Origin of the sequence: Anaerovibrio sp. RM50, from assembly GCF_000622005.1 — a bacterium.
Classification (GTDB): domain Bacteria; phylum Bacillota; class Negativicutes; order Selenomonadales; family Selenomonadaceae; genus Anaerovibrio.
The window spans coordinates 181,824-202,768 of record NZ_KK211383.1 but is presented as its reverse complement, the minus strand read 5'-3'; the positions used below and the strand labels follow the sequence as shown (position 1 = coordinate 202,768).

The window sequence follows — 20,945 nt, the reverse complement described above, 5'->3', positions numbered from 1 at the left end:
GCAAGGTGTTATTAAAGTAAAATTTCACTTTTTAGGGGGTAACTCATCATGGGAATGGTAATATATAATAACTTGCCAGCAATGAGTATTTTGAATGAAAATAATAAAAATCTGAAAAAAGCCACCAAGGCTATGGGACAGTTGTCTTTGGGCGAAAAGATCCGTAATGCCGGTGACGATGCTGCAACTTATGCTATTACCGAAAAGATGAAGGGTAAAATTCGCGCTATTGATCAGTGCCATGCCAATTCAGATAAGGGCAAGAGTATGCTGGATTTGGCCTCAGCTGCAGTAGACGAGCAGGTCAATATAATGAAGCAGGTGAAGGTCTGCGCCCTTCGTGCCACAGATGGTACATATACGGATATTGACAGGGCTACTATCCAGAAGGAAGTTGCCCAGATGTTGGACCAGAGCGACACAATAGCCCATCAGACAACTTTTAATGGTATCCAGTTACTTAATCAGAGAACGCTGTCCAGAAGGGATTATTGGTTTGATTCTAGTGCACCTTATAAGCCTAATAAGGATAATACACCAGTTTTGACACAGGCAGTGGGTGGCAAATACAAAGAAACAATGGGGACATATTATCCTCTGGATAGTGGTATGGGGTATGACCAAAATTCCTTGCATGGAGGGTCTAATCTTACCTCTTTGCCAAGTGTAGGTGACTGGGTTTGGGATAGTGCTTCGAATTCGGTGAAGCAGGTTACACAGGATTCTACAGGAACTTTGCTTATTGGGGGTACCCGTGTTACGGTTAATGGTAAAAGTAACCCTCCGGGAAATCCACCTGATTCATCAACAAATGTTAAGGCGCCCGAACTTGATTTAAGAACCACACCACCTAATGTCGGAAGTCAGGTCGCTATATCTAAAAAACCATCATTCGATTCAAGTGGCAATGTGTTGACAGAGACGGTAACGGAAACTCCGGGGTCACATGTTTTATCTTACTTTAAACCAGTTGCTGATCAGGTTTATGGTAGTGGTCCTTCAGCAACGGAATTAGATTTTAGTGCCTTACAGGGAGCTGTATCCAGCCTAGGTGATTTAGATGGTAAAGGATTTTCAATGGAGTGTGGTGGTTGTCAACAGTTTGTCACAATTATGTTTGATGCTTCCAGTAATGAAACTAAAAGGTATGAAGGTTCATCGGGGTCTCCAAAACCACTTTCCTATGTGGTGGGGGTGGCTGGTGTGGATATGTCCGATTTGTCAAATTCCTTAATGCAGACAATATTTAATGGTATTGCAGGAAGCAATAAGTTGCCTTCAGCTACTGATACTAGTGCAACCATTACCAGCCTTCATAATATACAGTTAAATTATTACGCTTCTACTGGTAAGTTTACTATTTCAAAAAATGGACCGTATATAAGATTTATGAATGGTATCCGCGGTGAGATGGTGGAGGAGGATTATTACCAGCCTTATCAGATTAAGGCTTTACAGACGGATATCACCAGTGCCCAATTTACCAAGGTAAAGTTGCCAACTACTACGCTGGATGCGCTGTTTCCGGCTCCTGGCGACAGGTGGGATACGGATATAGCCTCTAGCGATTGGCCTACCAAATGGCCTAAGGGCTATGATTTACTCACTGAAGATGAAAAGAAACAGCGGTGGGCAGAGGAAGTATGGCAATATCCGGTGAAAATCCAGAAGCTGGATGTGGATACATGCGTTGCAACTATGGAGAAGGCTAATGTTTTCCTCAGTCAGGTTGATCAGGCCATTAAGTTCTTGTTGAACTCCAATACAACTTTGGGGGCAGAATCGGCCAGACTGAACTTTACTATGGATAATCTCACTACCCGCTCAGAGAATGAAACAAGTGCAGAGTCGGTAATGCGGGATACTGATGTAGCCAAGAGCTATACAGATTATATGACAAGTAATATTCTCAGTCAGGCCTCTCAGGCCATGCTGGCCCAGGCTAATAAGAATTCTCAGGATGTACTGAGTTTGTTGCAATAAAATAACCTTTGGAACTGCCGCATATCACATTGATGTGCGGCAGTTTTTGATTTTTATATTTTTTTTAGACAGGTATTCAGGAAAAATATAGTATAATTATGAACAGTTAAGAAATATTTAGGATAACATAAGAATTGAGCAACACTACAGTGAGGTCTTTTTATAAATCGAGGTACATATCATGCAATATGATTATTTAATAGTAGGCTCCGGCCTTTTTGGGGCGGTGTTTGCCCGGCAGGCCAGGGATGCTGGGAAAAAGGTGCTGGTTATCGATCGGCGGGATCATATTGGGGGCAATGTTTATACCGAAAAGGTGGAGGGCATCAATGTCCATAAATATGGTGCCCATATTTTCCATACCAACGACAAAAAAGTTTGGCAGTATATAACCAAGTTTGCGGAATTCAACCGCTTCACCAATTCCCCTGTTGCCAATTACAAGGGGGAGATTTATTCCCTGCCATTTAATATGTACACCTTCAATAAGATGTGGGGTGTGGTGACTCCTGAGGAGGCTGCAGCAAAGATTGTGGAGCAGCGTAAGGAAATAAAGGGAGAGCCACAGAATTTGGAGGAACAGGCCATTTCCCTGGTGGGCCGGGATATTTTTGAAAAGCTCATCAAAGGCTATACGGAAAAGCAGTGGGGCAGGGATTGCAAGGATCTGCCTGCTTTTATTATTAAGCGCCTTCCTGTGCGCTACACTTATGACAATAATTATTTCAATGCGCTCTATCAGGGAATTCCTATAGGTGGCTACACCAAGCTCATAGAGAATCTCCTTGATGGTATTGAGGTACGCCTTGGGGTGGATTATTTGAAGCATCGGGGCGAATACGAAAATGTGGCAGAGAAAATAATATACACTGGTCCTATTGATGAATTCTTCGATTATAAGCTGGGGACCCTGGAGTACCGTTCTGTGCGCTTTGAAAATGAGCTGTTGAACAAAGAAAGCTTTCAGGGCAATGCGGCGGTAAATTACACCGACAGGGAGACGCCGTGGACCAGAATTATTGAGCACAAGTGGTTTGAGTTCGGCAAGGACGAAAATGGTAATGATTTGCCAAAGACCGTTATATCCCGTGAGTATTCCTCGGAATGGAAAAAGGGCGACGAGCCATATTATCCTGTTAATGATGAGAAAAACAGTGCTTTATACGCCCGCTATAAGGAGGAGGCAGCCAAGCTTGGCAATGTAAATTTCGGCGGCCGCCTGGGAACCTATTCCTATTATGATATGGACGTGACCATTGCCAAGGCATTGGAAGCAGCAAAAGCAGAGCTGGGGAATAATTAGCTACCAAAATTACAACTGTTTATTGGACATAGTGATAAGATAATTGTATAATTAAGGTAATCTAAAGTATCTTAATCCAAATTACCTTAATTCAAATTATCTTGCTGGAGGAATGGATGATGTTCATTGGCAGACAGGAAGAATTGGCGGAACTGAATAATCTTTATTCTACGGATAAGTTTCAGTGCGTAATAATATATGGCCGTCGACGGGTAGGGAAGACTACCCTTATTTCGGAATTTGTAAAGGGCAAACAAGCCCTTTTTTTCGCTGCCACGGAGAATAATTCTGATTCCATGCGGGAGGAATTTTGTAACAGAATGTATCAGGCCCTTAATGCTCCCAGCATAGGCACGCTGGATAGCTGGCAGAGCGTTTTTCAGTTCATAGCTAAGGAAACCAGGGACAGACGGCTGGTCCTTGTTATAGATGAGTTTCCATATTTGGCAAAGGCTGACAAGGAAATAAAATCCGTTTTGCAAAATGTGATTGACCATTATTTGAAGGATACAAAGCTGTTTTTGATTCTTTGCGGCTCCCAGGTCAGCTTTATGGAGAAGGAAGTATTGGGATATAACAGTCCTTTATATGGACGACGTACAGCTCAGATAAAGCTTGAGCCTTTTTCCTTTTTTGACAGCAGGGAATTCTTTCCTAAATATGACATTGAGAAGCAGATACAGGCCTATTGCATGCTGGGTGGTATTCCTCTATATCTGAGCCAGTTTGATGATAATGATTCACTGGAAGATAATATAAAAGGGAAGATATTGAGAAAGTATTCATATCTTTATGAGGAACCTAAAAATCTGCTGAAGCAGGAACTGCGGGAGCCAATGAATTATAATGCCATAATTGAGGCCATTGCCACTGGTGCTACGACCTTAAATAATATTGTTGGGAAATCAAAGCTGCCATCTGATCATTGTTCAAAATATCTGAAGACTTTGATGGAGCTTCTGCTGGTTGAACGGGAAATCCCTGTGGGCGAGCCCAAATCCAGCAGGCGGGGGATATATAGAATTCAAGATGCATTTTTTAAGTTTTGGTATCGATTTGTATTTCCGAATACGTCAGAGCTCGAATTAGGCATGGTAGATGATAGCTTTAATGAAGAAATATTGCCGGAATTGCCAAAGTATTATGGCCAGGGCTTTGAATTGGTATGCCATCAGCATTTTTTAAGGGAGCTTAAAGAACATAGACTGCCATTTAGGTTTAGCCATATAGGACGATGGTGGGGAAATAATCCGGTAATGCGTCGGCAGGAAGAAATAGATTTGTTTGCTGCTGGCAAGGAAGGGGCATACATTGGGGAATGTAAGTGGCGTAACGAAAAGGTGGATAAGACCATATTGGACAATCTGGTCCGTAAAGGCCAGCAACTGTTTCCGGCAATAGATAATAAAGTATATGTGCTCTATTCCAAGTCTGGCTTTACCTCCGAGGTTAATAGAATAGCTAAAAAAGATAATAGTTTGATATTGTATGGGTTGGAAGACTTCTAGAGCGATTAAATCAACATCGCGATGCAAATGTTTAAATTTTGTATAATTTGAATTATGGTGTCCCTCAAGATGTCGCCCAAGATGTCGAAATGGGGAAATACACTGAAGCAATTATGATAATGATTTGGTAAAGTAAAATTTACTCGGCCCAAATCGACTCGGATAAAACCGAGTAAAAAATTTATCCTGACAATATACTGCTGGAGAACAAAAAGTTTTTCATCAGGAATGTTTGATGGGTGCAATGTTTGCAGATATGGTTTAGAATATATAAATGTAAATATTTATGAATTCAATAAAATAGTAAGGAAGATTATTTAATGACATCAACAAGAGATTATAAGAAAGAATACGAGTGTTGGTTGGAGAGGGCTGACGAGAGTTTGCAGCAGGAGCTTCGGGGCTATGATGAGGCTCATATTGAGGACAGCTTTTACAAGAATCTGGCCTTTGGTACAGGGGGACTTCGCGGGGTGCTAGGAGCAGGAACCAACCGCATGAACATTCATACTGTAGCCAAGGCAAGCCAGGGGCTCGCCGAATATTTGCGCAGGGAGTACGGCAATGAGGCCAGCGTGGCCATTGGCTATGATTCCCGCATAAATTCAGACCTCTTTGCCAAGGTGGCGGCTGGGGTATTTGCTGCCAACGGGGTGAAGGTGTTTATCTGGAACCGTCTATTACCAGTGCCTACTGTTTCCTATGCTGTGCGGTATTTGGGAACCAGTGCAGGGGTTATGATAACTGCATCCCACAATCCATCCCAGTATAATGGCTATAAGGTCTACGGCCATGATGGTTGTCAGATTACTACCAAAGCAGCTGCTGAAATTTTGGAAGCCATTGAAGAGGTGGATATTTTTGATGGGGTGCGTTCTGAAAGCTTTGACAGTGCATTGGACTCCCGCAGTATTTCCTATATTGATGAAAAGGTTTTTGACAGCTTCCTTCAGAAGGTCAAGAACCAGTCAGTCCTTTACGGTGACGATATTGATAAAAATGTATCCATTGTTTATTCTCCTTTAAACGGTACCGGCCTGGAGCCTGTAACCCGTATTCTTAAGGAGGAGGGCTACACCAATATTACTTTGGTGAAGGAGCAGGAAAATCCCGATGGAAATTTCCCGACATGTCCATATCCAAATCCTGAAATCAAGGAGGCCCTGGACCTGGGCATTGAGTATTGTCAAAAGACCGGGGCGGATCTGATGCTGGCCACGGACCCAGATTGTGACAGGGTTGGCATCGCAGTAAGGGATAAATCAGGGGAATACAAGCTTCTCAGCGGCAACGAGGTTGGACTTCTTTTATTGGATTATATCTGCAGCCAGCGGAAAAAACACAGCACCATGCCGGAGAGACCGCTTCTTTTAAAGACCATTGTTACCATCGATATGGCAGACAGAATCGGGGCGGATTACGGCCTTGAAACAATAAATGTTTTAACTGGATTTAAATTTATTGGTGAACAGATAGGAATTTTGGAGTCCAATGGAGAAGAAGATAGATATGTATTTGGCTTCGAGGAAAGCTATGGATACCTTACTGGTGGTTATGTCCGGGATAAGGATGGTGTGGACGGCGCTTATATGATTTGCGAGATGTTCAGCTTTTACAAGACAAGGGGCATATCCCTTCTGGACAAGCTGGATGAGTTGTACGCAAAATATGGTTATTGCCTGAATACCCTCCATAGCTACAAGTTTGACGGCTCAGCTGGAATGGCCAGAATGAAGGCTATTATGGACCACACCCGTCAGAATATCGGTGAAGGGGATGCATTTGCCGGCAGGAAGATTATTAAGGTGGAGGACTACAGCCAGGGACTCAATGGGCTTCCTAAATCCAATGTGCTGAAGATCAAGCTTGAAAATAATATTTCCTTTGTGGTGCGTCCTAGCGGTACCGAGCCAAAGCTGAAAATATACCTTAGTGTCAGTGCAGATAACAGGGAACTGGCAGAAAATGTGGAGAGAGAAATTGCTGGGGCCTGTGGGGATTTGGTGGCTTCGGCTTAGTTTGGAAAATGATTGTAATGGGTGAATTTTATGGCGGAAATGAGCAAGGAATGCTGGAAACTTTATATTAAGATCCATGACCTTTGGAAAATGGGGCGTTTTCAGGAGGCGGACAATGCCATGGGGACCCTGCTGGATGCGGGGGGCTCACAGGTTTCCAAGGCACAGCTTTTGGGGGCGTATATAAAGCGCTCCCTTGAGGATGTGCTGGGGGAGCTGGCCATTTTGGAAAAGCTGGAGGAAAGCGGCTGTGAGGATGAGCCAGATTTAAGGGGTACCATGTACAGCTTGCTGGGACAGGCCTACAATACTATCGGCCGGGCAGATAAGGCTGTGGAGAGCTTTCTGCAATCGGTGGAGATGGAAACGGATTGGCGCCAGCGACTGGTGGAATACAGCAATGCTATTTTTGCGGCGGCTTCCCTGCCCAATACGGACAGGGAATTTTGGCGTGTCCTTTATTCCGGCTATGATGCATTGCTGGCCGAGGGGGATCTGGGAACGGTTCCGGAAAAGCGCTGGAACCATCATCGCATTCGCGTAGGCTATCTCTCCAGCGATTACCAGCAGCACCCTGTATCCTCATTGCTGTGGCCATTGGTGGATAAGGTCAATGATAAGGAATTCCAGATTTTCTGCTACTGCGGGAACAAGGGGGAGGACTCTGTAACCAAGGCCTTCCGCGACAAGGCAGACGTGTGGCGCCAGGTGTATGGCTGGAGCCACGAAAAAATCGCCCGTCAGATTTACATTGATGAAATAGATATATTGGTGGATTTGGGGGGGCATACCTCAAATAATATGCTGCCAGTATTGGCCTACAGGCCTGCCAGGGTCCAGATGTCAGCCATTGGCTGGGTGGGCAGCACGGGCATGAAGACCGTGGATTATGTGCTGGGGGACCAGTATTGCTGCACCTCCGAAAGGCAGGAGGCCTATGTTGAAAGGCTGCTGGCCATAAAGGGGAGCCATTTCTGTTTCCACTTGTTTAAGAATATGCCGGAGGTTACGGAAACTCCATGGAAGAAAAATGGCTTTGTAACCTTCGGCTGCTTTAACAATTTCAGCAAGGTCACTGATGATATGCTTAGACTCTGGGGGGAAATTCTTAATAAAGTGCCAAAGAGCAGGCTGTTATTGAAGCACAAGCTCTTTGACAACGAGAGCGGACGGGAATATATGGGAAAACGGCTGGAGAAATGCGGCATTTCTCCGGAGCGTGTGGAGTTGCGCCCATTTAGCCAGGATTATCTCAAGCAATATGGGGATATGGATATAGCCCTTGATACCTTCCCCTATACCGGGGGTATGACCACCTTTGAGGCCATGTACATGGGAGTGCCCGTGGTAAGCCTCTACGGGGACAGCCGTGGCCAGCGCTTTGGCTACAGTATGCTGATGAATGTGGGACTTGGGGATATGGCTGCGGATAATGCCGGGGATTATGTGGATATAGCTTCGGCTCTGGGCAATAATCCTGAGATCATCAGTGATTTGCGCTTCCAGCTGCGGGATATGGTAAAGGCCTCCCCACTTATGGACGAGGAGGGCTATGCCGCCCAGGTGGAGACCATGTATTGTCGTATATTAAAGGAAAAAAACAGTTAAGGTAGGAAATATGACAGGGGACAAGTCACTTTGCTTGTTAAATTTCATACATGAAACCGAGGAATCTCTAAGGGTTCTTCTTATAGAAAATGTGGAATACATTCATAAGCTTCGCTCTCTTATGCCCAGGGCGGAGCTTTTTGTAGTGGCGGCAGATGAAGATTTGCCTCTTGATGAGGAATTCAAGGGCATGGATATTCATTGGGTAACATTGAATTATCTCGCTGAGAAGCTGCCCCTGGAGGAAGAATTTTTTGATATTATTTTGGGGGAGGAGCTGTTTTTGGAGGCCTGGAATCCCCAGGATATTGCCTCGGGGCTGGGGCTTTACTTAAAGGATACGGGGTGTCTTTTGACCACCTTTACCAATGCCCGTTATTGGAAGAATATCCGTGATTTGATGGCAGGCCATTTTTATCATGTATGCACTCATGTATTTACCCGTGATGAAATGCTGTCCCTTTTGGCGGCTTCTTTTTACAAGGATGCCTTTTTCTTGCCGGTTAATGACGGCTCCAAGGTGGATAAGGAATTTATTGGTAAACTGGAATCCATGGGCTTTGAAAATCATTCCAATGATTTAGGGGTGCGGACCTGGCTGGTGCGGGCCACCAAATCCATAGGGGAGATTATTGCCCTGAAGAAGCTCTACACCAAGGAAGTTCGCCGTGAGCTGTCAAATCGTCTCCGCCGGATTGAATACGGCATTGATGTGGCAGAAAATGCGGAAAAACTGTGGCAGCTCTTTGAGAAAAATATGATTTTTCCGGAATACGTGGCGGATTTTGCCCGACAGACCATTATCCATCAGGATGATTTTGTGGCTGCATTTGTTTTCCAACTGAAGAAACTGGGACATAATGAGTGGGCAGAGAAATATTTGGACGCTGCCAATATGACCTATATTGCCCCTGGGGAGCCCATGGTAAAAGCTGGGGCTCCTTCCACAAATGGGGCGGCATCAGAAAATGATACCTTCACCCCAAATGAAAACTGTGTGGAAAACGGGACTACTGAATCAAAGGGGGCGCCATTATCAGATGTTCCTCCGGAGAAAAAAATTGCCTTTATTTCATGTGTCAACAAGGAAGAATGGTACCATGAGTGCCAGCTCTTTATTAATAATTTAAAGGTGCCCGAAGGAATGAGGGTGGAGCTTCTTCCTATTCGCGGGGCCGAGTCCATGTGTCAGGGCTATAATATTGGCATGAAACAGACAGATGCCAAATACAAGGTTTATATCCATCAGGATACCTTTATTGCCAATAAGAATTTTATTGAGGATTTGCTCAATATATTTAAAGATAAATCCATTGGTGCCCTGGGGGTTATTGGCGCCCGCAAGCTGCCTAAAACCGGCATCTGGTGGGACGGCCTCAGAACCGTGGGCAGGGTGCTTCACGCCTGTGAGGCGGAAAGCGTGGTGGACAGCACCTGCCGGGATATTGACGGGGACTATGTGGATGTGGAAGCAGTGGACGGATTGCTCTTTGCCACCCAGGTGGATTTGCCATGGCGGGAGGATTTGTTCACTGGCTGGCATTTTTATGAGATTTCCCAGTCCATGGAAATGTGGCGTCACGGCTATCAGGTGGTTGTGCCACGGCAGGAGGATGATTTTTGGTGTATTCACTGCCCAAAGGAAAAACCTCTGGATCCCTCCTATAAAAAATATCAGAAAATATTTTTGAAGGAATACGGCGGCGAGCTGGAGCCGGAGATTTGAATCACTAAGATTTCGTAGTAAAATGTATAGAGGATTTTATTAAGTTTTAGCGAAATATATTTCTGGAGTAATATACTCGGTTGTAAATATTATTTGGATGGTGTACGAATTGAGCAGCAAAGAAAAGGATTTTTCCTGGTCCAGGCAGGCGGAGAATTTTTTGGATGAAGGTAATTTTTCCAGCATGCGTGCCTGTGGACGGGAGATTTTGGATGAAAATCTGAATAATCCTGAGGGTTGGGCTCTGGTGGCTGAGGCATCGGTTTATTTGGAGGATTTTGAAACTGCCGAGGCTGCCTTGAATCAGCTGTGGAATCTTGACTCTCAAAGAAGTGTGGCCCGGGCAAATTTGCGGGGCCTTTTTGCCACGGCTGCCTTTTATGGTGCTCAATTTATTCTGGACAAGGCCATGGATGCCTATGACCAGCTTTTTAACCGTTTTAATGCCAGCGTTGGCAAGGGTACCTGGGGAGAAATAAGCCACAAAATAATTGAACGGGGCTATGGCTTTTATGCAGACACCTGTCTTTTGGCAGGGGAGGGGGACAAGGCGGCAGCGGCAACCTTCAAGGCCAGCCGTACTGTTTCTGATATGGCAAAAAAGGCCATGTACCATAGCAAGGCCCTGTTTCTGACAAACTACCGTGACAGCGGCAGCAACCGCCAGTTTGAGCAGCATAAGCAGTATGCACATCTCCTCAGGACGGAAATGAAATTTCCCCATGACAAGGAAAAACGGCGGAAGAATCATTCCCTCAGAATAGGGTATATTTCCCCGGATTTCCGCCAGCATGCGGCGGCCTATTTTTTCACTCCCCTGTTGAGGGATATTAATCGCAATGAATTTAAGGTTTATGCCTATTTTACCGGGAAGTCGGACCATATTACCCAGCGATTCAAGAAAATGCCCGATGTGTGGCGTGATATGTCCGGGAAGGACAGCCTTCAGGTGGCACGGCAGATTTTTGATGACCGCATAGATATATTGGTGGATTTGTCCGGCCACACCCAGAACAGCTGTCTTCCAGTTTTGGGATATCGTCCTGCTCCGGTGCAGGTTTCCGGCATTGGCTATATCAATACCACTGGCCTTAGCGTTGTGGATTATTTTTTGACGGACACCACCTGCTGTCCGGCGGTTGGTGACCAGCTCCATTTTACGGAAAAGCTTTTGAAGCTTGATGGCTGTCATCTCTGCTTCTCTCCTGACATTCTCAGAAGCATGAAGGCGGAGGGCCGTGATACTCCCGCTCAGAAAAACGGCTATGTGACCTACGGCTCCTTTAACAATTTTGCCAAGGTCACTGACGATATGCTTCTTAGGTGGCGAAATATACTGGATGGTGTGCCTTCAAAGCTGGTTATAAAAAGCAAAACCTGCAGCGTGGAGGCGGGCCGTAATATTATAAGGGACCGTTTCCGCCGTATTGGGGGCGATCCTGAAAAGCTGGAGCTCAGACCTTTCAGCAAGGATTATCTTACCCAGTACCTTGATATCGATATTGCCCTGGATACATCGCCTTATTGCGGTGGCCTTACCACCTGCGATGCCCTTTATATGGGGGTGCCGGTTATTACCCTTGCGGGGCACAGTCACGGCTCCAGATATGGGGAAACCATTCTCAAGGCTGCGGGATTGCCTGAGCTTATCTGCAACGGCAACAGGGCCTATGTCAGCAAGGCGGTGCAGCTGGGACGGCAGATAACACAATTGAATGAATTGCATCATAATTTGCCAAAAATGATACGAACTTCGCCTCTGATGGACAATAGGACGTACATGACGGATATAGAGAATAAATTTAAGCAAATTTGGGATAGCTATTGTAAAGTTTAGCTTGCTTTTTTTCTTTTTTGCATATATACTTGACGGGTAAGGATGTCTCTTTGACCACCTGAAAGTAGGTAAAAAAGTAAGAGTACAGTGGGATGTCAAATCAGAATTATGGGGGATTTTTTTAATGGCTTTTGTAGACGAGACTTTAACATGTAAGGACTGTGGCAAGGAGTTCATCTTCAGCGCAGGGGAGCAGGAATTTTATGCAGAGAAGGGCTTTGAGAACAAGCCTGTACGTTGCCGCGATTGCCGCGACAAGAGACGTCGAAGCCGCGATGGCGAGGGCGCAAGAGAGCAGCGTCAGATGTTTACTGTAGTATGTGCTGAGTGCGGCAAGGAGACCGAGGTTCCTTTCGAACCAAAGAACGACCGCCCGGTATATTGCCGTGACTGCTTCCAGGCTAAAAAGAACGCTTGATTTTCAACTGAATTAGTTATGGCGAAGAGGCCCGAGAATGTAGTTCTTCGGGCTTCTCTTGTATATAATATGTTTAACTTTGATTCACAAGGAGGAAATTTAAACATGTCCAAGAAGATTTTAGTGCTTTGCATGGCTGCCCTGATGGCTGTAATGGCTATGGTGGCAGGTTGTGGCAATGACAACAAGAAAGCCGCTGAGGGTGAGAAGGTTCTGAAGGTCGGCACCAACGCTGACTTTGCTCCATTTGAGTTCCAGGGGGCAGATCCTAGTGCTTATGAAGGCTTTGATATGGATCTTATCCGTGCGATCGGTGAGGAAATGGGTTACAAGGTTGAGATTAACAACGTTGCCTTCGACGGTCTGATTCCATCTCTGGAGGCAGGCAACATCGACGTTATTATTTCCGGTATGACCATCAACGAAGAGCGCAAGCAGAAGGTGCTTTTCTCCGATCCTTATTATAAATCCGGTCTTTCCATCATGGTTGCCAAGAGTGATGATTCCATCAAGGGATTCCAGGATTTGAAGGGCAAGAAGATTGCAGTTCAGATTGGTACCACCTCCGCTACTGAGGCAAAGAAGCTTGGCAGCGCTGAGGTTAAGGAGCTGAATTCCTCCGCTGATACCTTTATTGAGCTGAATGCCAAGGGCGTAGATGCAGTTATCAATGACCGTCCTGTTAACGACAGATACATTGTTGAGTCAAAGAACGACAATGTTAAGGTTCTTCCTGAGCTGCTGACCTCTGAGGATTACGGCATGGCCATCAACAAGAAGAATGCCGATCTCCAGACCAAGATTAACGAGGCACTGAAGAAGTTGAAGGACAATGGCAAGTACGACCAGATTTACGCTAAGTGGTTTGGCGACAAGAAGTAATTAATAGTATAAAAGAGGCTGTTGCGTATGGGTGGCATATCATATGCGGCAGCCTTTTTCTTTGGGGCAGTGAATAAATTTTGCATTTCATTGGAAAAATATTCACAAATGATGTATAATCATCTTATGATTATGCAAAAAATACATTTTGGAATGGTCGGGTGAATTAAAATGAGTTTTAATTTTGACTTGGTAATACAGTCCTTCCCGCTGCTTCTGCTGGGTGCGGGTATTACTATTAAGATTACTGCCCTGTCCGTGGGACTGGGTATGATTATCGGTATGTTTGTGGGCATAGCCCGTATTTCCCACGTGGCTCCTCTAAGGATGCTGGCGGCAGTGTATATTGACTTCCTGCGGGGCACACCGCTTTTGGTGCAGATTTTCCTTATTTATTTTGCCCTGCCCATAATGCTTGATCAGCGGGTGGACCCATTTGTGGCAGCCATAACAGCCTGCGGTATTAACTCCGGAGCGTACGTGGCAGAGATTTTCCGTGCGGGCATTCAGGCCATTGACGATGGTCAGATGGAAGCGGGCCGCTCCCTTGGCATGACCTGGGTTCAGACCATGCGCTATATTATTGTGCCACAGGCCTTCAAGAATATTATTCCACCTCTGGGCAACGAGTTTATTGCCCTTTTGAAGGATTCCTCACTGGTTTCCGTTATCGGCTTTGAGGAGCTTACCCGCCGTGGTCAGCTCATTATTGCCAGAACCTACGGTTCTCTGGAGATATGGCTTAGCGTAGCCGTAATTTATCTGGCAATGACCCTGGCAATTTCCCGTCTGGTGGCATATATGGAGAAGAGGTTGAAAACATCATGATAGATATTAAAGATTTACGGAAATCCTTTGAGGATCACGAGGTTTTAAAGGGAATAAATTTGCATATCAATCCCAAGGAAGTGGTGGTTATTATCGGTCCCTCCGGCTCCGGCAAAAGTACCCTTCTTCGGTGCATGAATATGTTGGAGGTGCCAACCTCCGGCAAAGTGGTGGTTGACGGTATTGAACTTAATGGCGAGGCCAACATCAACAAGGCCCGTGAGGAAATTGGCATGGTTTTCCAGCGCTTTAATCTTTTCCCTCACATGACGGTTTTGGAAAATATTACCCTGGCCCCAATGAAGGTCCGCAAGATTTCCAAGGAGGAAGCGGAAAAGACTGCCATGGAGCTCTTAAACCAGGTGGGACTGGCAGACAAGGCGGAGGCTTATCCCCCACAGCTTTCAGGTGGTCAGCAGCAGCGTGTGGCCATTGCCAGGGCCCTGGCCATGAAGCCAAAGGTTATGCTCTTTGATGAGCCTACCTCTGCCCTGGATCCTGAGATGGTAAAAGAGGTTCTGGACGTTATGAAATCCCTGGCCAATAAGGGCATGACCATGGCCATTGTTACCCATGAGATGGGCTTTGCCCGGGAGGTGGGGGACAGACTTCTCTTTGTGGATGAGGGCCAGATTATTGAGCAGGGGCCTCCAAAGGATGTCTTTGATAATCCTAAGGAAGAAAGGACAAAACTATTCTTCTCAAAAATTTTGTGAGAATTGTGCAAAAATTCTTACAAAAACATATAAAAATTTTAGAATTAATGGCTAAACCTATATTAATTTTAAAAATAGGATTAGCCATTAATTTTTTTATGCAAAAGTGTTACTTTGAGGTAAATTTATTCTTGCTCAAATAGTTGCGTATGCCAACTATAGGTGATATATTGGAGGAGTAAGTTTTAACGGTTTTTAACCGGGTATTTCTAGGAGGTTTCAAAATGACAGGTAAGGTAAAGTGGTTCAGTGCTGAAAAGGGTTACGGTTTTATTGAGCGTGAAGGTGGCGACGATATTTTCGTACATTTCTCTGCAATCGTAGATGAAGGCTTCAAGACTCTCAATGAGGGTCAGGCTGTGGAGTTCGAGATCGTTGAGGGTGCTCGCGGTCCTCAGGCAGCCAATGTTGTTAAGCAGGCCTAATTCTTAAATACAGCAAATCACAGGGTGCTTTGGAAGAGATTCCGGGGCACCTTTTTAAGTTGCGTAAATACGTTAATTTAATTTTAAAGATTAAATAAAAGGGTTTTTCCTTATCATGGCGAATAATATAATCATAGAAAATGGAAAGGGGATGTTAGTATGACAACATTCACTATCAGAGGTAAAAATGTAGAGATTACCCCAGCCCTGAGAGATTATGTGGAGAAGAGAATCGGCAAGATTACCAGATACTTCGATTCGGTTGGCGAAATTTCTGTATTGCTCAGCGTCTTAAAGGACCGTCATCTCGTTGAGGTTACCGTTCCTGTACAGGGGGTACTCCTCCGGGGCGAGGAAGCCTCCCATGACATGTATGCCTCTATCGACTTGGTCATTGAAAAGCTGGAACGCCAGATTCACAAGCATAAGACCAAGATGCAGCGCCGCTTCCGCGATGGCACACTGCTGGATGAAGCATTTGCAGCAAATGCAACCCAGACCCGTGTGGAGGATGAGGAAGACGATTATCCTATCGTTAAGCGCAAGAAGTTTATTGTAAAGCCTATGGACGTACAAGAGGCTATTATGCAGATGAACCTTCTGAACCATGATTTCTTCGTATTCCGTGACGCTGATACTGAGGAGGTCAATGTGGTTTATCGCCGCTCCGATGGCAAGTATGGCTTAATCGAGTCCGATAACAGATAAATAAAGATCTTTGCCGGTTGTAGGATCGGTAAAATAGGTGGGGGCCGTTGCTCGTAGGTCGTGCGGGCAGCGGCTCTTTTTACTGTGGAACTCCGTGAATCAAATTCGTAAGAATGCAGATGATCGGCAAGTTCCACGTACGCAAGGTGCACTTAGCGAAGCAAGCCAGAAAAGGCGCAGACTGAGCTTAGTGCACTACTGCAACTGTGCTTTCTTACATATATAAAATATAGTCCTTTCTTTTGACTTATACAGGATAGTTTGATAAACTGTTAAAAGGTGTTTTTATGCACATATCCAATTGGTTAGGAGTGAGTTTTGTTGTTAGGCATCTTTAAAAGATTTTTAGGCGACAATAATGAAAAAGAAATAAAACGCATGAGAGCAATCGTGGACCAGATCAATTCCTATGAAGAGGGATTGACCGAGCTTAGCGACTCCTCCCTTGTTAAACATACAGAGACCTTTAAGGAGCGTCTTGCCAATGGCGAGACCCTTGATGATATTCTTCCTGAGGCATTTGCCGTTGTTCGCGAGGCCTCCCGCCGCGTGCTGGGCATGAGACATTTCGATGTTCAGATGATCGGTGGTATCTGCCTTCATGAGGGCAAGATTGCAGAGATGCGCACCGGTGAAGGTAAAACTTTGGTGGCAACCCTGCCAGTATATCTTAATGCCCTCACCGGCAAGGGCGTTCACATGGTTACCGTCAACGACTATCTGGCAAAGCGCGATAGCGAGTGGATGGGCCGTCTCTATAACTTCCTTGGCCTCAGTGTAGGTCTTATTAAGCATGACATGGATTTTCCGGAGCGTAAATTCGCCTACAGCTGTGATATTACCTTTGGTACCAATAATGAGTACGGCTTTGATTACCTCCGTGACAACATGGTGGTGGACCTTAACCAGATGGTACAGCGTGAGCTGAACTTTGCCATCGTGGATGAGGTGGACAGTATTCTCATCGATGAGGCCAGAACACCGCTGATTATTTCCGGTGCCGGCACCAAGTCCACAGATATGTATACCCGCATGGCCAAGGCCGTTGAAGTGCTGAAGGCCGGTGAGGACTACACCGTTGATGAAAAGCAGAAGACTGTTGCTCCTTCCGAGGGCGCCGTTTCCAAGGTGGAGAAGTTCCTGGGTGTAAAGAATATGTACGATTCCGAGAACATTGAAATGTCCCACTGCTTCACTGCGGCTCTTCGCGCCAAGGCACTTATGAAGCGCGACCGTGATTACGTGGTTAAGGATGACGAAATCGTTATCGTTGATGAATTTACCGGCCGTCTTATGGAGGGCCGCCGTTATTCCGATGGTCTCCATCAGGCCATTGAGGCCAAGGAGGGCCTGGAGGTTCGCCGTCAGTCCCAGACTCTGGCTTCCATTACCTTCCAGAACTACTTCCGCATGTACAAGAAGCTGGGCGGCATGACCGGTACTGCCAAGACCGAGGAAGACGAGTTTATCAAGATTTATAACCTTCCTGTTGTGGTGGTTCCTACTAACATGCCGGTTAAGCGTACTGACTTCCCGGATGTTATCTATAAGACCCGCCGTGCCAAGCTGAAGGCCGTGGCCAACGACGTGGAGAAAATCCATGCCACCGGCCAGCCAATTCTCATTGGTACCACTTCCATTGCACAGTCTGAGGAAATCAGCGCCATTTTAAGAAAGCGCGGCATTTCCCACAACGTACTGAATGCAAAGTTCCATGAGAAGGAAGCAGAAATTATCGCTGACGCCGGTCAGCGTGACGCAGTTACCATTGCCACCAACATGGCGGGCCGTGGTACTGATATTAAGCTGGGTGAGGGTGTGCCTGAGCTGGGTGGCCTCTTTATTGTAGGTACCGAGCGCCATGAGTCCCGTCGTATTGATAACCAGCTCCGCGGTCGTGCCGGCCGTCAGGGTGACCCTGGTAATTCCAGATTCTATCTGTCCCTGGAGGACGATTTGCTCCGTCTCTTTGGCGCAAAGAATATTTCCTCCATTATGGACCGCCTGGGCATGGGTGAGGACGACCCAATTGAACACAAGATGATTACCAAGTCCATCGAGAATGCCCAGAAGAAGGTAGAAGGACGTAACTTCGATATGCGTAAGCACGTCCTTGAATACGATGATGTTATGAACCAGCAGCGTGAGGTTATTTATACCGAGCGCAAGCAGGTGCTGAAGGGCGAGGATCTGAAGGAGCACATCATGCACATGATTGGCCAGATTATCGAGTCCGAAATGGACCAGTATGCCAATGCCAAGCTGTATCCTGAGCAGTGGACCCTTGGGGATCTCATTAAGGATGCAGAGCAGATTTATGCCCCTGCCGGCAAGCTGAAGCTGGAGGAGCTGGAGGAAATGAGCCGCGATGAGGTTCAGGAGACTCTGATGAATATGGCAACTGAGGCCTATGAGCTTCGCGAGAAGATGTTTGGCGAGGCAAATATGCGTGAACTGGAGCGCATTGTTATGCTTCGTGTTATTGATACCCACTGGATGGAGCATCTGGATGACATGGATATGCTTCGTGAAGGTATCGGCCTCCTGTCCTATGGTCAGCGCAATCCGCTGGTTGAGTACAAGATCAAGGGCCACGATATGTTCCAGTCCATGATTGACACTATCCAGACTGATATTGCCACCATGATGTACCGCGTAAACATCATAACTCCTGAGCAGCAGCGTGCCATGGAGGAGCAGGCAAAGCAGCGTCTTGCCCAGGCCAAGAGCTCCCATGCCGCAGAGGAAAACAATGAGGAGCCGGCCAAGAAGCAGCCTGTTGTAAAGGGCGAAAAAATAGGCCGTAACGACCCATGTCCATGCGGCAGCGGCAAGAAGTACAAAAACTGCTGCGGAAGAGATAAGTGACCTCATCCGCCCTTCGGGCACCGACGGGCTTTGCCCTAGTACCCCTGGGTGCTTCCCCAGAGGGGAAGGCATTAATGGGAGAGGTTGAGTCTATACTTGTAAGAATCGTTGGGCCTTGAGCCTTCCCCCTTGGGGAAGGTCCCTCCGCAGGAGGGGGATGAGGTCCATTAACATTTAATATATAACTGAAAAATAGGATGTGAGAAGATGCTGGAGGATTTGAAGCCAGGTATTGGGGCACTCCAGGAGCGGCTGAAGGAGATGGAAAAGGCTCTTGACGTGGCTCATAAAGAAGAAAAAATCGCAGAGTTGGAATATAAGATGGGTGAGCCTACTTTCTGGGATGACCCGGAAAGCGCCCAGAAAATCAACCAGGAGCTTAACGATGTTAAGATCAGCGTTGATAAGTACAAGGCCCTTGTTGCCAAGTTCGATGACGTGCAGGTAATGTGGGAAATCGGCATGGATGACAAGGATGAAAGCGTTGAGGAAGACATCAAGGCTGATATGGCTGAGATTGACAAGGCGTTGGAGGAGCTTCAGCTGGAGGTTATGCTTTCCGGCAAGTACGATGCCAACAATGCTATTCTGACCCTTCACGCAGGTGCCGGCGGCACTGAGGCCCAGGACTGGACCAGCATGCTCCTTCGCATGTATGGCCGTTACGCTGAGCGTCATGGCTTTACCGTGGAAACTGCCGACTTCCTTCCGGGGGATGAGGCGGGAGTTAAGTCTGTTACCCTCTTTATCAAAGGGCACAACGCCTATGGCTTCCTGAAGTCTGAAAAGGGCGTGCATCGTCTGGTGCGTATTTCCCCATTCGATTCCGCTGCCCGCCGTCATACCTCCTTCTGTGCATGTGATATTATGCCGGAGTTGGATGACACGGAAGAGGTTAAGATTAATATGGATGAAGTTCGTGTTGATACCTATCGCGCCTCCGGTGCCGGTGGTCAGCACATCAACAAGACTTCCTCTGCTGTGCGCATGACTCATGAGCCTACGGGCATCGTAGTTCAGTGCCAGAATGAGCGCTCCCAGCTCCAGAACCGTGAGCAGTGTCTGAAGATGCTGCGTGCCAAGCTCTTTGAGCTGGAGGAGGAAAAGAAGGAAAAGGAAATCGCCGCCCTTGAAGGTGATCAGCAGAAGATTGAGTGGGGCAGCCAGATCCGTTCCTACGTATTCCATCCATACAACATGGTAAAGGATCATCGTACTAACGCTGAAACCGGAAACACCGGGGCAGTTATGGACGGTGAAATCGATATGTTCATTGAGGCCTTCCTTCGGGCCAAGGCCAATCATCAGTTATAAATGTTAATAATAGTATGTTGGGAGATGCGGTTGGTAACGCTCTCGCTCACTAGTTTGCGTAGCGGTACTAAGTATTGATTTTTTAGGAGATAACTGTGAATAAAGCATTAAAGTTTGGTATAGCGGCAGTAGTGGTGGTGCTGGTATTCTGCCAGCTGATTCTGCCCTTTGTGGTGCAGGGATCCATTGCCCACAGCGTTGAGAACGCCACCAAGGCGGATAATGTAAATGTGAAGGTTTCCAGCATGCCGGGCTTTATGCTTCTGGCGGGGCACATGGACAGCATTCATATTGATGCTGACAATGCCATGGTGGGACAGGTCCGTGTGGACAAGCTGACCCTTGAAGGGGAAAATGTCAACGGGGACCTTACCAAGCTGGATGCCCGGGACGGTTCTGCAGTGAAGTCCGCCGATAAACTGGAAATGACCGGCATTATTTCTCAGGAATCCCTTCAGATGCTTTTGCAGAACAAGCTGGAAAAGGTAGATAACATTACTGCCACCATGGACAAGGAAAAGCTGTCTGCCAGCGGCACCGTAAATCTGCTGGGCCGCACCGCTGACCTTACCCTTGAGGGTACAGTCTTTGAGGAAAATGGCGGCGTTTATTTTCACATGACTCATCTGGACATAAAAAATGCCGTATTTGGCAAGGCTGTGGTGGGCAATTTCTTCGGGGATATTCTTCTCTTTGATTTGAACAAAATGCCTATAAGGGCCCATGTGGACGATGTGGACATGCAGGATGGCCGGGTTATTATCAAGGCCAGCCGTCATACAAATGGTATTTAAGGAGTTAAA

At 46.4% G+C, this 20,945-nt stretch carries 16 protein-coding genes; all 16 read left to right on the top strand.

The window, feature by feature from the left end:
- The first annotated feature begins 48 nt into the window (after positions 1-48).
- Complete coding sequence (locus T525_RS0112310) at positions 49-1,983, top strand: flagellin (RefSeq protein WP_027407426.1); 1,935 nt, start codon at positions 49-51, stop codon at positions 1,981-1,983.
- Between the two features lie 181 nt (positions 1,984-2,164).
- Complete coding sequence (glf, locus tag T525_RS0112305; RefSeq protein WP_027407425.1) at positions 2,165-3,286, top strand: UDP-galactopyranose mutase; 1,122 nt, start codon at positions 2,165-2,167, stop codon at positions 3,284-3,286.
- Positions 3,287-3,402: 116 nt separating this feature from the next.
- A complete protein-coding gene (locus T525_RS0112300) occupies positions 3,403-4,794 on the top strand; it encodes an ATP-binding protein (protein WP_198022696.1) in 1,392 nt (463 codons plus the stop codon).
- Positions 4,795-5,114: 320 nt separating this feature from the next.
- On the top strand, positions 5,115-6,812 hold the full coding sequence (locus tag T525_RS0112295) for a phospho-sugar mutase (RefSeq protein WP_027407423.1): 1,698 nt from the start codon (positions 5,115-5,117) through the stop codon (positions 6,810-6,812).
- A gap of 30 nt (positions 6,813-6,842) precedes the next feature.
- The gene (locus tag T525_RS15170; RefSeq protein WP_051533583.1) at positions 6,843-8,420 is read left to right on the top strand and encodes a hypothetical protein; all 1,578 of its coding nucleotides are present in this window, start codon (positions 6,843-6,845) and stop codon (positions 8,418-8,420) included.
- Between the two features lie 997 nt (positions 8,421-9,417).
- Positions 9,418-10,146 carry a glycosyltransferase family protein gene (locus T525_RS0112285; protein ID WP_037325686.1) on the top strand — a complete coding sequence of 243 codons (729 nt, stop codon included), beginning with the start codon at positions 9,418-9,420 and terminating at the stop codon, positions 10,144-10,146.
- 109 nt (positions 10,147-10,255) lie between these two features.
- Positions 10,256-11,983: a hypothetical protein gene (locus tag T525_RS0112280; protein WP_198022695.1), complete on the top strand. Its 1,728-nt coding sequence runs from the start codon at positions 10,256-10,258 to the stop codon at positions 11,981-11,983.
- 124 nt (positions 11,984-12,107) lie between these two features.
- The gene (locus T525_RS0112275) at positions 12,108-12,401 is read left to right on the top strand and encodes a zinc-ribbon domain containing protein (protein WP_027397393.1); all 294 of its coding nucleotides are present in this window, start codon (positions 12,108-12,110) and stop codon (positions 12,399-12,401) included.
- Positions 12,402-12,506: 105 nt separating this feature from the next.
- A complete protein-coding gene (locus T525_RS0112270; RefSeq protein ID WP_027407420.1) occupies positions 12,507-13,283 on the top strand; it encodes a basic amino acid ABC transporter substrate-binding protein in 777 nt (258 codons plus the stop codon).
- 171 nt (positions 13,284-13,454) lie between these two features.
- Positions 13,455-14,111: an amino acid ABC transporter permease gene (locus T525_RS0112260; RefSeq protein WP_027407419.1), complete on the top strand. Its 657-nt coding sequence runs from the start codon at positions 13,455-13,457 to the stop codon at positions 14,109-14,111.
- Positions 14,108-14,827, top strand: a complete 720-nt coding sequence (locus T525_RS0112255; RefSeq protein WP_027407418.1) for an amino acid ABC transporter ATP-binding protein — start codon at positions 14,108-14,110, stop codon at positions 14,825-14,827. The genes T525_RS0112260 and T525_RS0112255 overlap by 4 nt, the downstream gene beginning before the upstream one ends.
- 224 nt (positions 14,828-15,051) lie before the next feature.
- Positions 15,052-15,252, top strand: coding sequence for a cold shock domain-containing protein (locus T525_RS0112250; protein WP_027397389.1), 201 nt, complete (start codon positions 15,052-15,054; stop codon positions 15,250-15,252).
- Between the two features lie 159 nt (positions 15,253-15,411).
- Positions 15,412-15,960, top strand: coding sequence for a ribosome hibernation-promoting factor, HPF/YfiA family (hpf, locus tag T525_RS0112245; RefSeq protein WP_027407417.1), 549 nt, complete (start codon positions 15,412-15,414; stop codon positions 15,958-15,960).
- Positions 15,961-16,281: 321 nt separating this feature from the next.
- Positions 16,282-18,828, top strand: coding sequence for a preprotein translocase subunit SecA (secA, locus tag T525_RS0112240; RefSeq protein ID WP_027407416.1), 2,547 nt, complete (start codon positions 16,282-16,284; stop codon positions 18,826-18,828).
- Between the two features lie 207 nt (positions 18,829-19,035).
- Positions 19,036-20,142 carry a peptide chain release factor 2 gene (prfB, locus tag T525_RS0112235; protein WP_027407415.1) on the top strand — a complete coding sequence of 369 codons (1,107 nt, stop codon included), beginning with the start codon at positions 19,036-19,038 and terminating at the stop codon, positions 20,140-20,142.
- A 95-nt stretch (positions 20,143-20,237) separates the two neighbouring features.
- Positions 20,238-20,936, top strand: a complete 699-nt coding sequence (locus T525_RS0112230) for a DUF2993 domain-containing protein (protein ID WP_027407414.1) — start codon at positions 20,238-20,240, stop codon at positions 20,934-20,936.
- Positions 20,937-20,945 lie beyond the last annotated feature (9 nt).

Bases quoted from the DNA above. Each gene is read 5' to 3' on its own strand.
- T525_RS0112310 (WP_027407426.1), top strand. From the start codon at position 49: ATGGGAATGGTAATATATAATAACTTGCCAGCAATGAGTATTTTGAAT.
- glf (WP_027407425.1), top strand. From the start codon at position 2,165: ATGCAATATGATTATTTAATAGTAGGCTCCGGCCTTTTTGGGGCGGTG.
- T525_RS0112300 (WP_198022696.1), top strand. From the start codon at position 3,403: ATGATGTTCATTGGCAGACAGGAAGAATTGGCGGAACTGAATAATCTT.
- T525_RS0112295 (WP_027407423.1), top strand. From the start codon at position 5,115: ATGACATCAACAAGAGATTATAAGAAAGAATACGAGTGTTGGTTGGAG.
- T525_RS15170 (WP_051533583.1), top strand. From the start codon at position 6,843: ATGGCGGAAATGAGCAAGGAATGCTGGAAACTTTATATTAAGATCCAT.
- T525_RS0112275 (WP_027397393.1), top strand. From the start codon at position 12,108: ATGGCTTTTGTAGACGAGACTTTAACATGTAAGGACTGTGGCAAGGAG.
- T525_RS0112270 (WP_027407420.1), top strand. From the start codon at position 12,507: ATGTCCAAGAAGATTTTAGTGCTTTGCATGGCTGCCCTGATGGCTGTA.
- T525_RS0112260 (WP_027407419.1), top strand. From the start codon at position 13,455: ATGAGTTTTAATTTTGACTTGGTAATACAGTCCTTCCCGCTGCTTCTG.
- T525_RS0112255 (WP_027407418.1), top strand. From the start codon at position 14,108: ATGATAGATATTAAAGATTTACGGAAATCCTTTGAGGATCACGAGGTT.
- T525_RS0112250 (WP_027397389.1), top strand. From the start codon at position 15,052: ATGACAGGTAAGGTAAAGTGGTTCAGTGCTGAAAAGGGTTACGGTTTT.
- hpf (WP_027407417.1), top strand. From the start codon at position 15,412: ATGACAACATTCACTATCAGAGGTAAAAATGTAGAGATTACCCCAGCC.
- prfB (WP_027407415.1), top strand. From the start codon at position 19,036: ATGCTGGAGGATTTGAAGCCAGGTATTGGGGCACTCCAGGAGCGGCTG.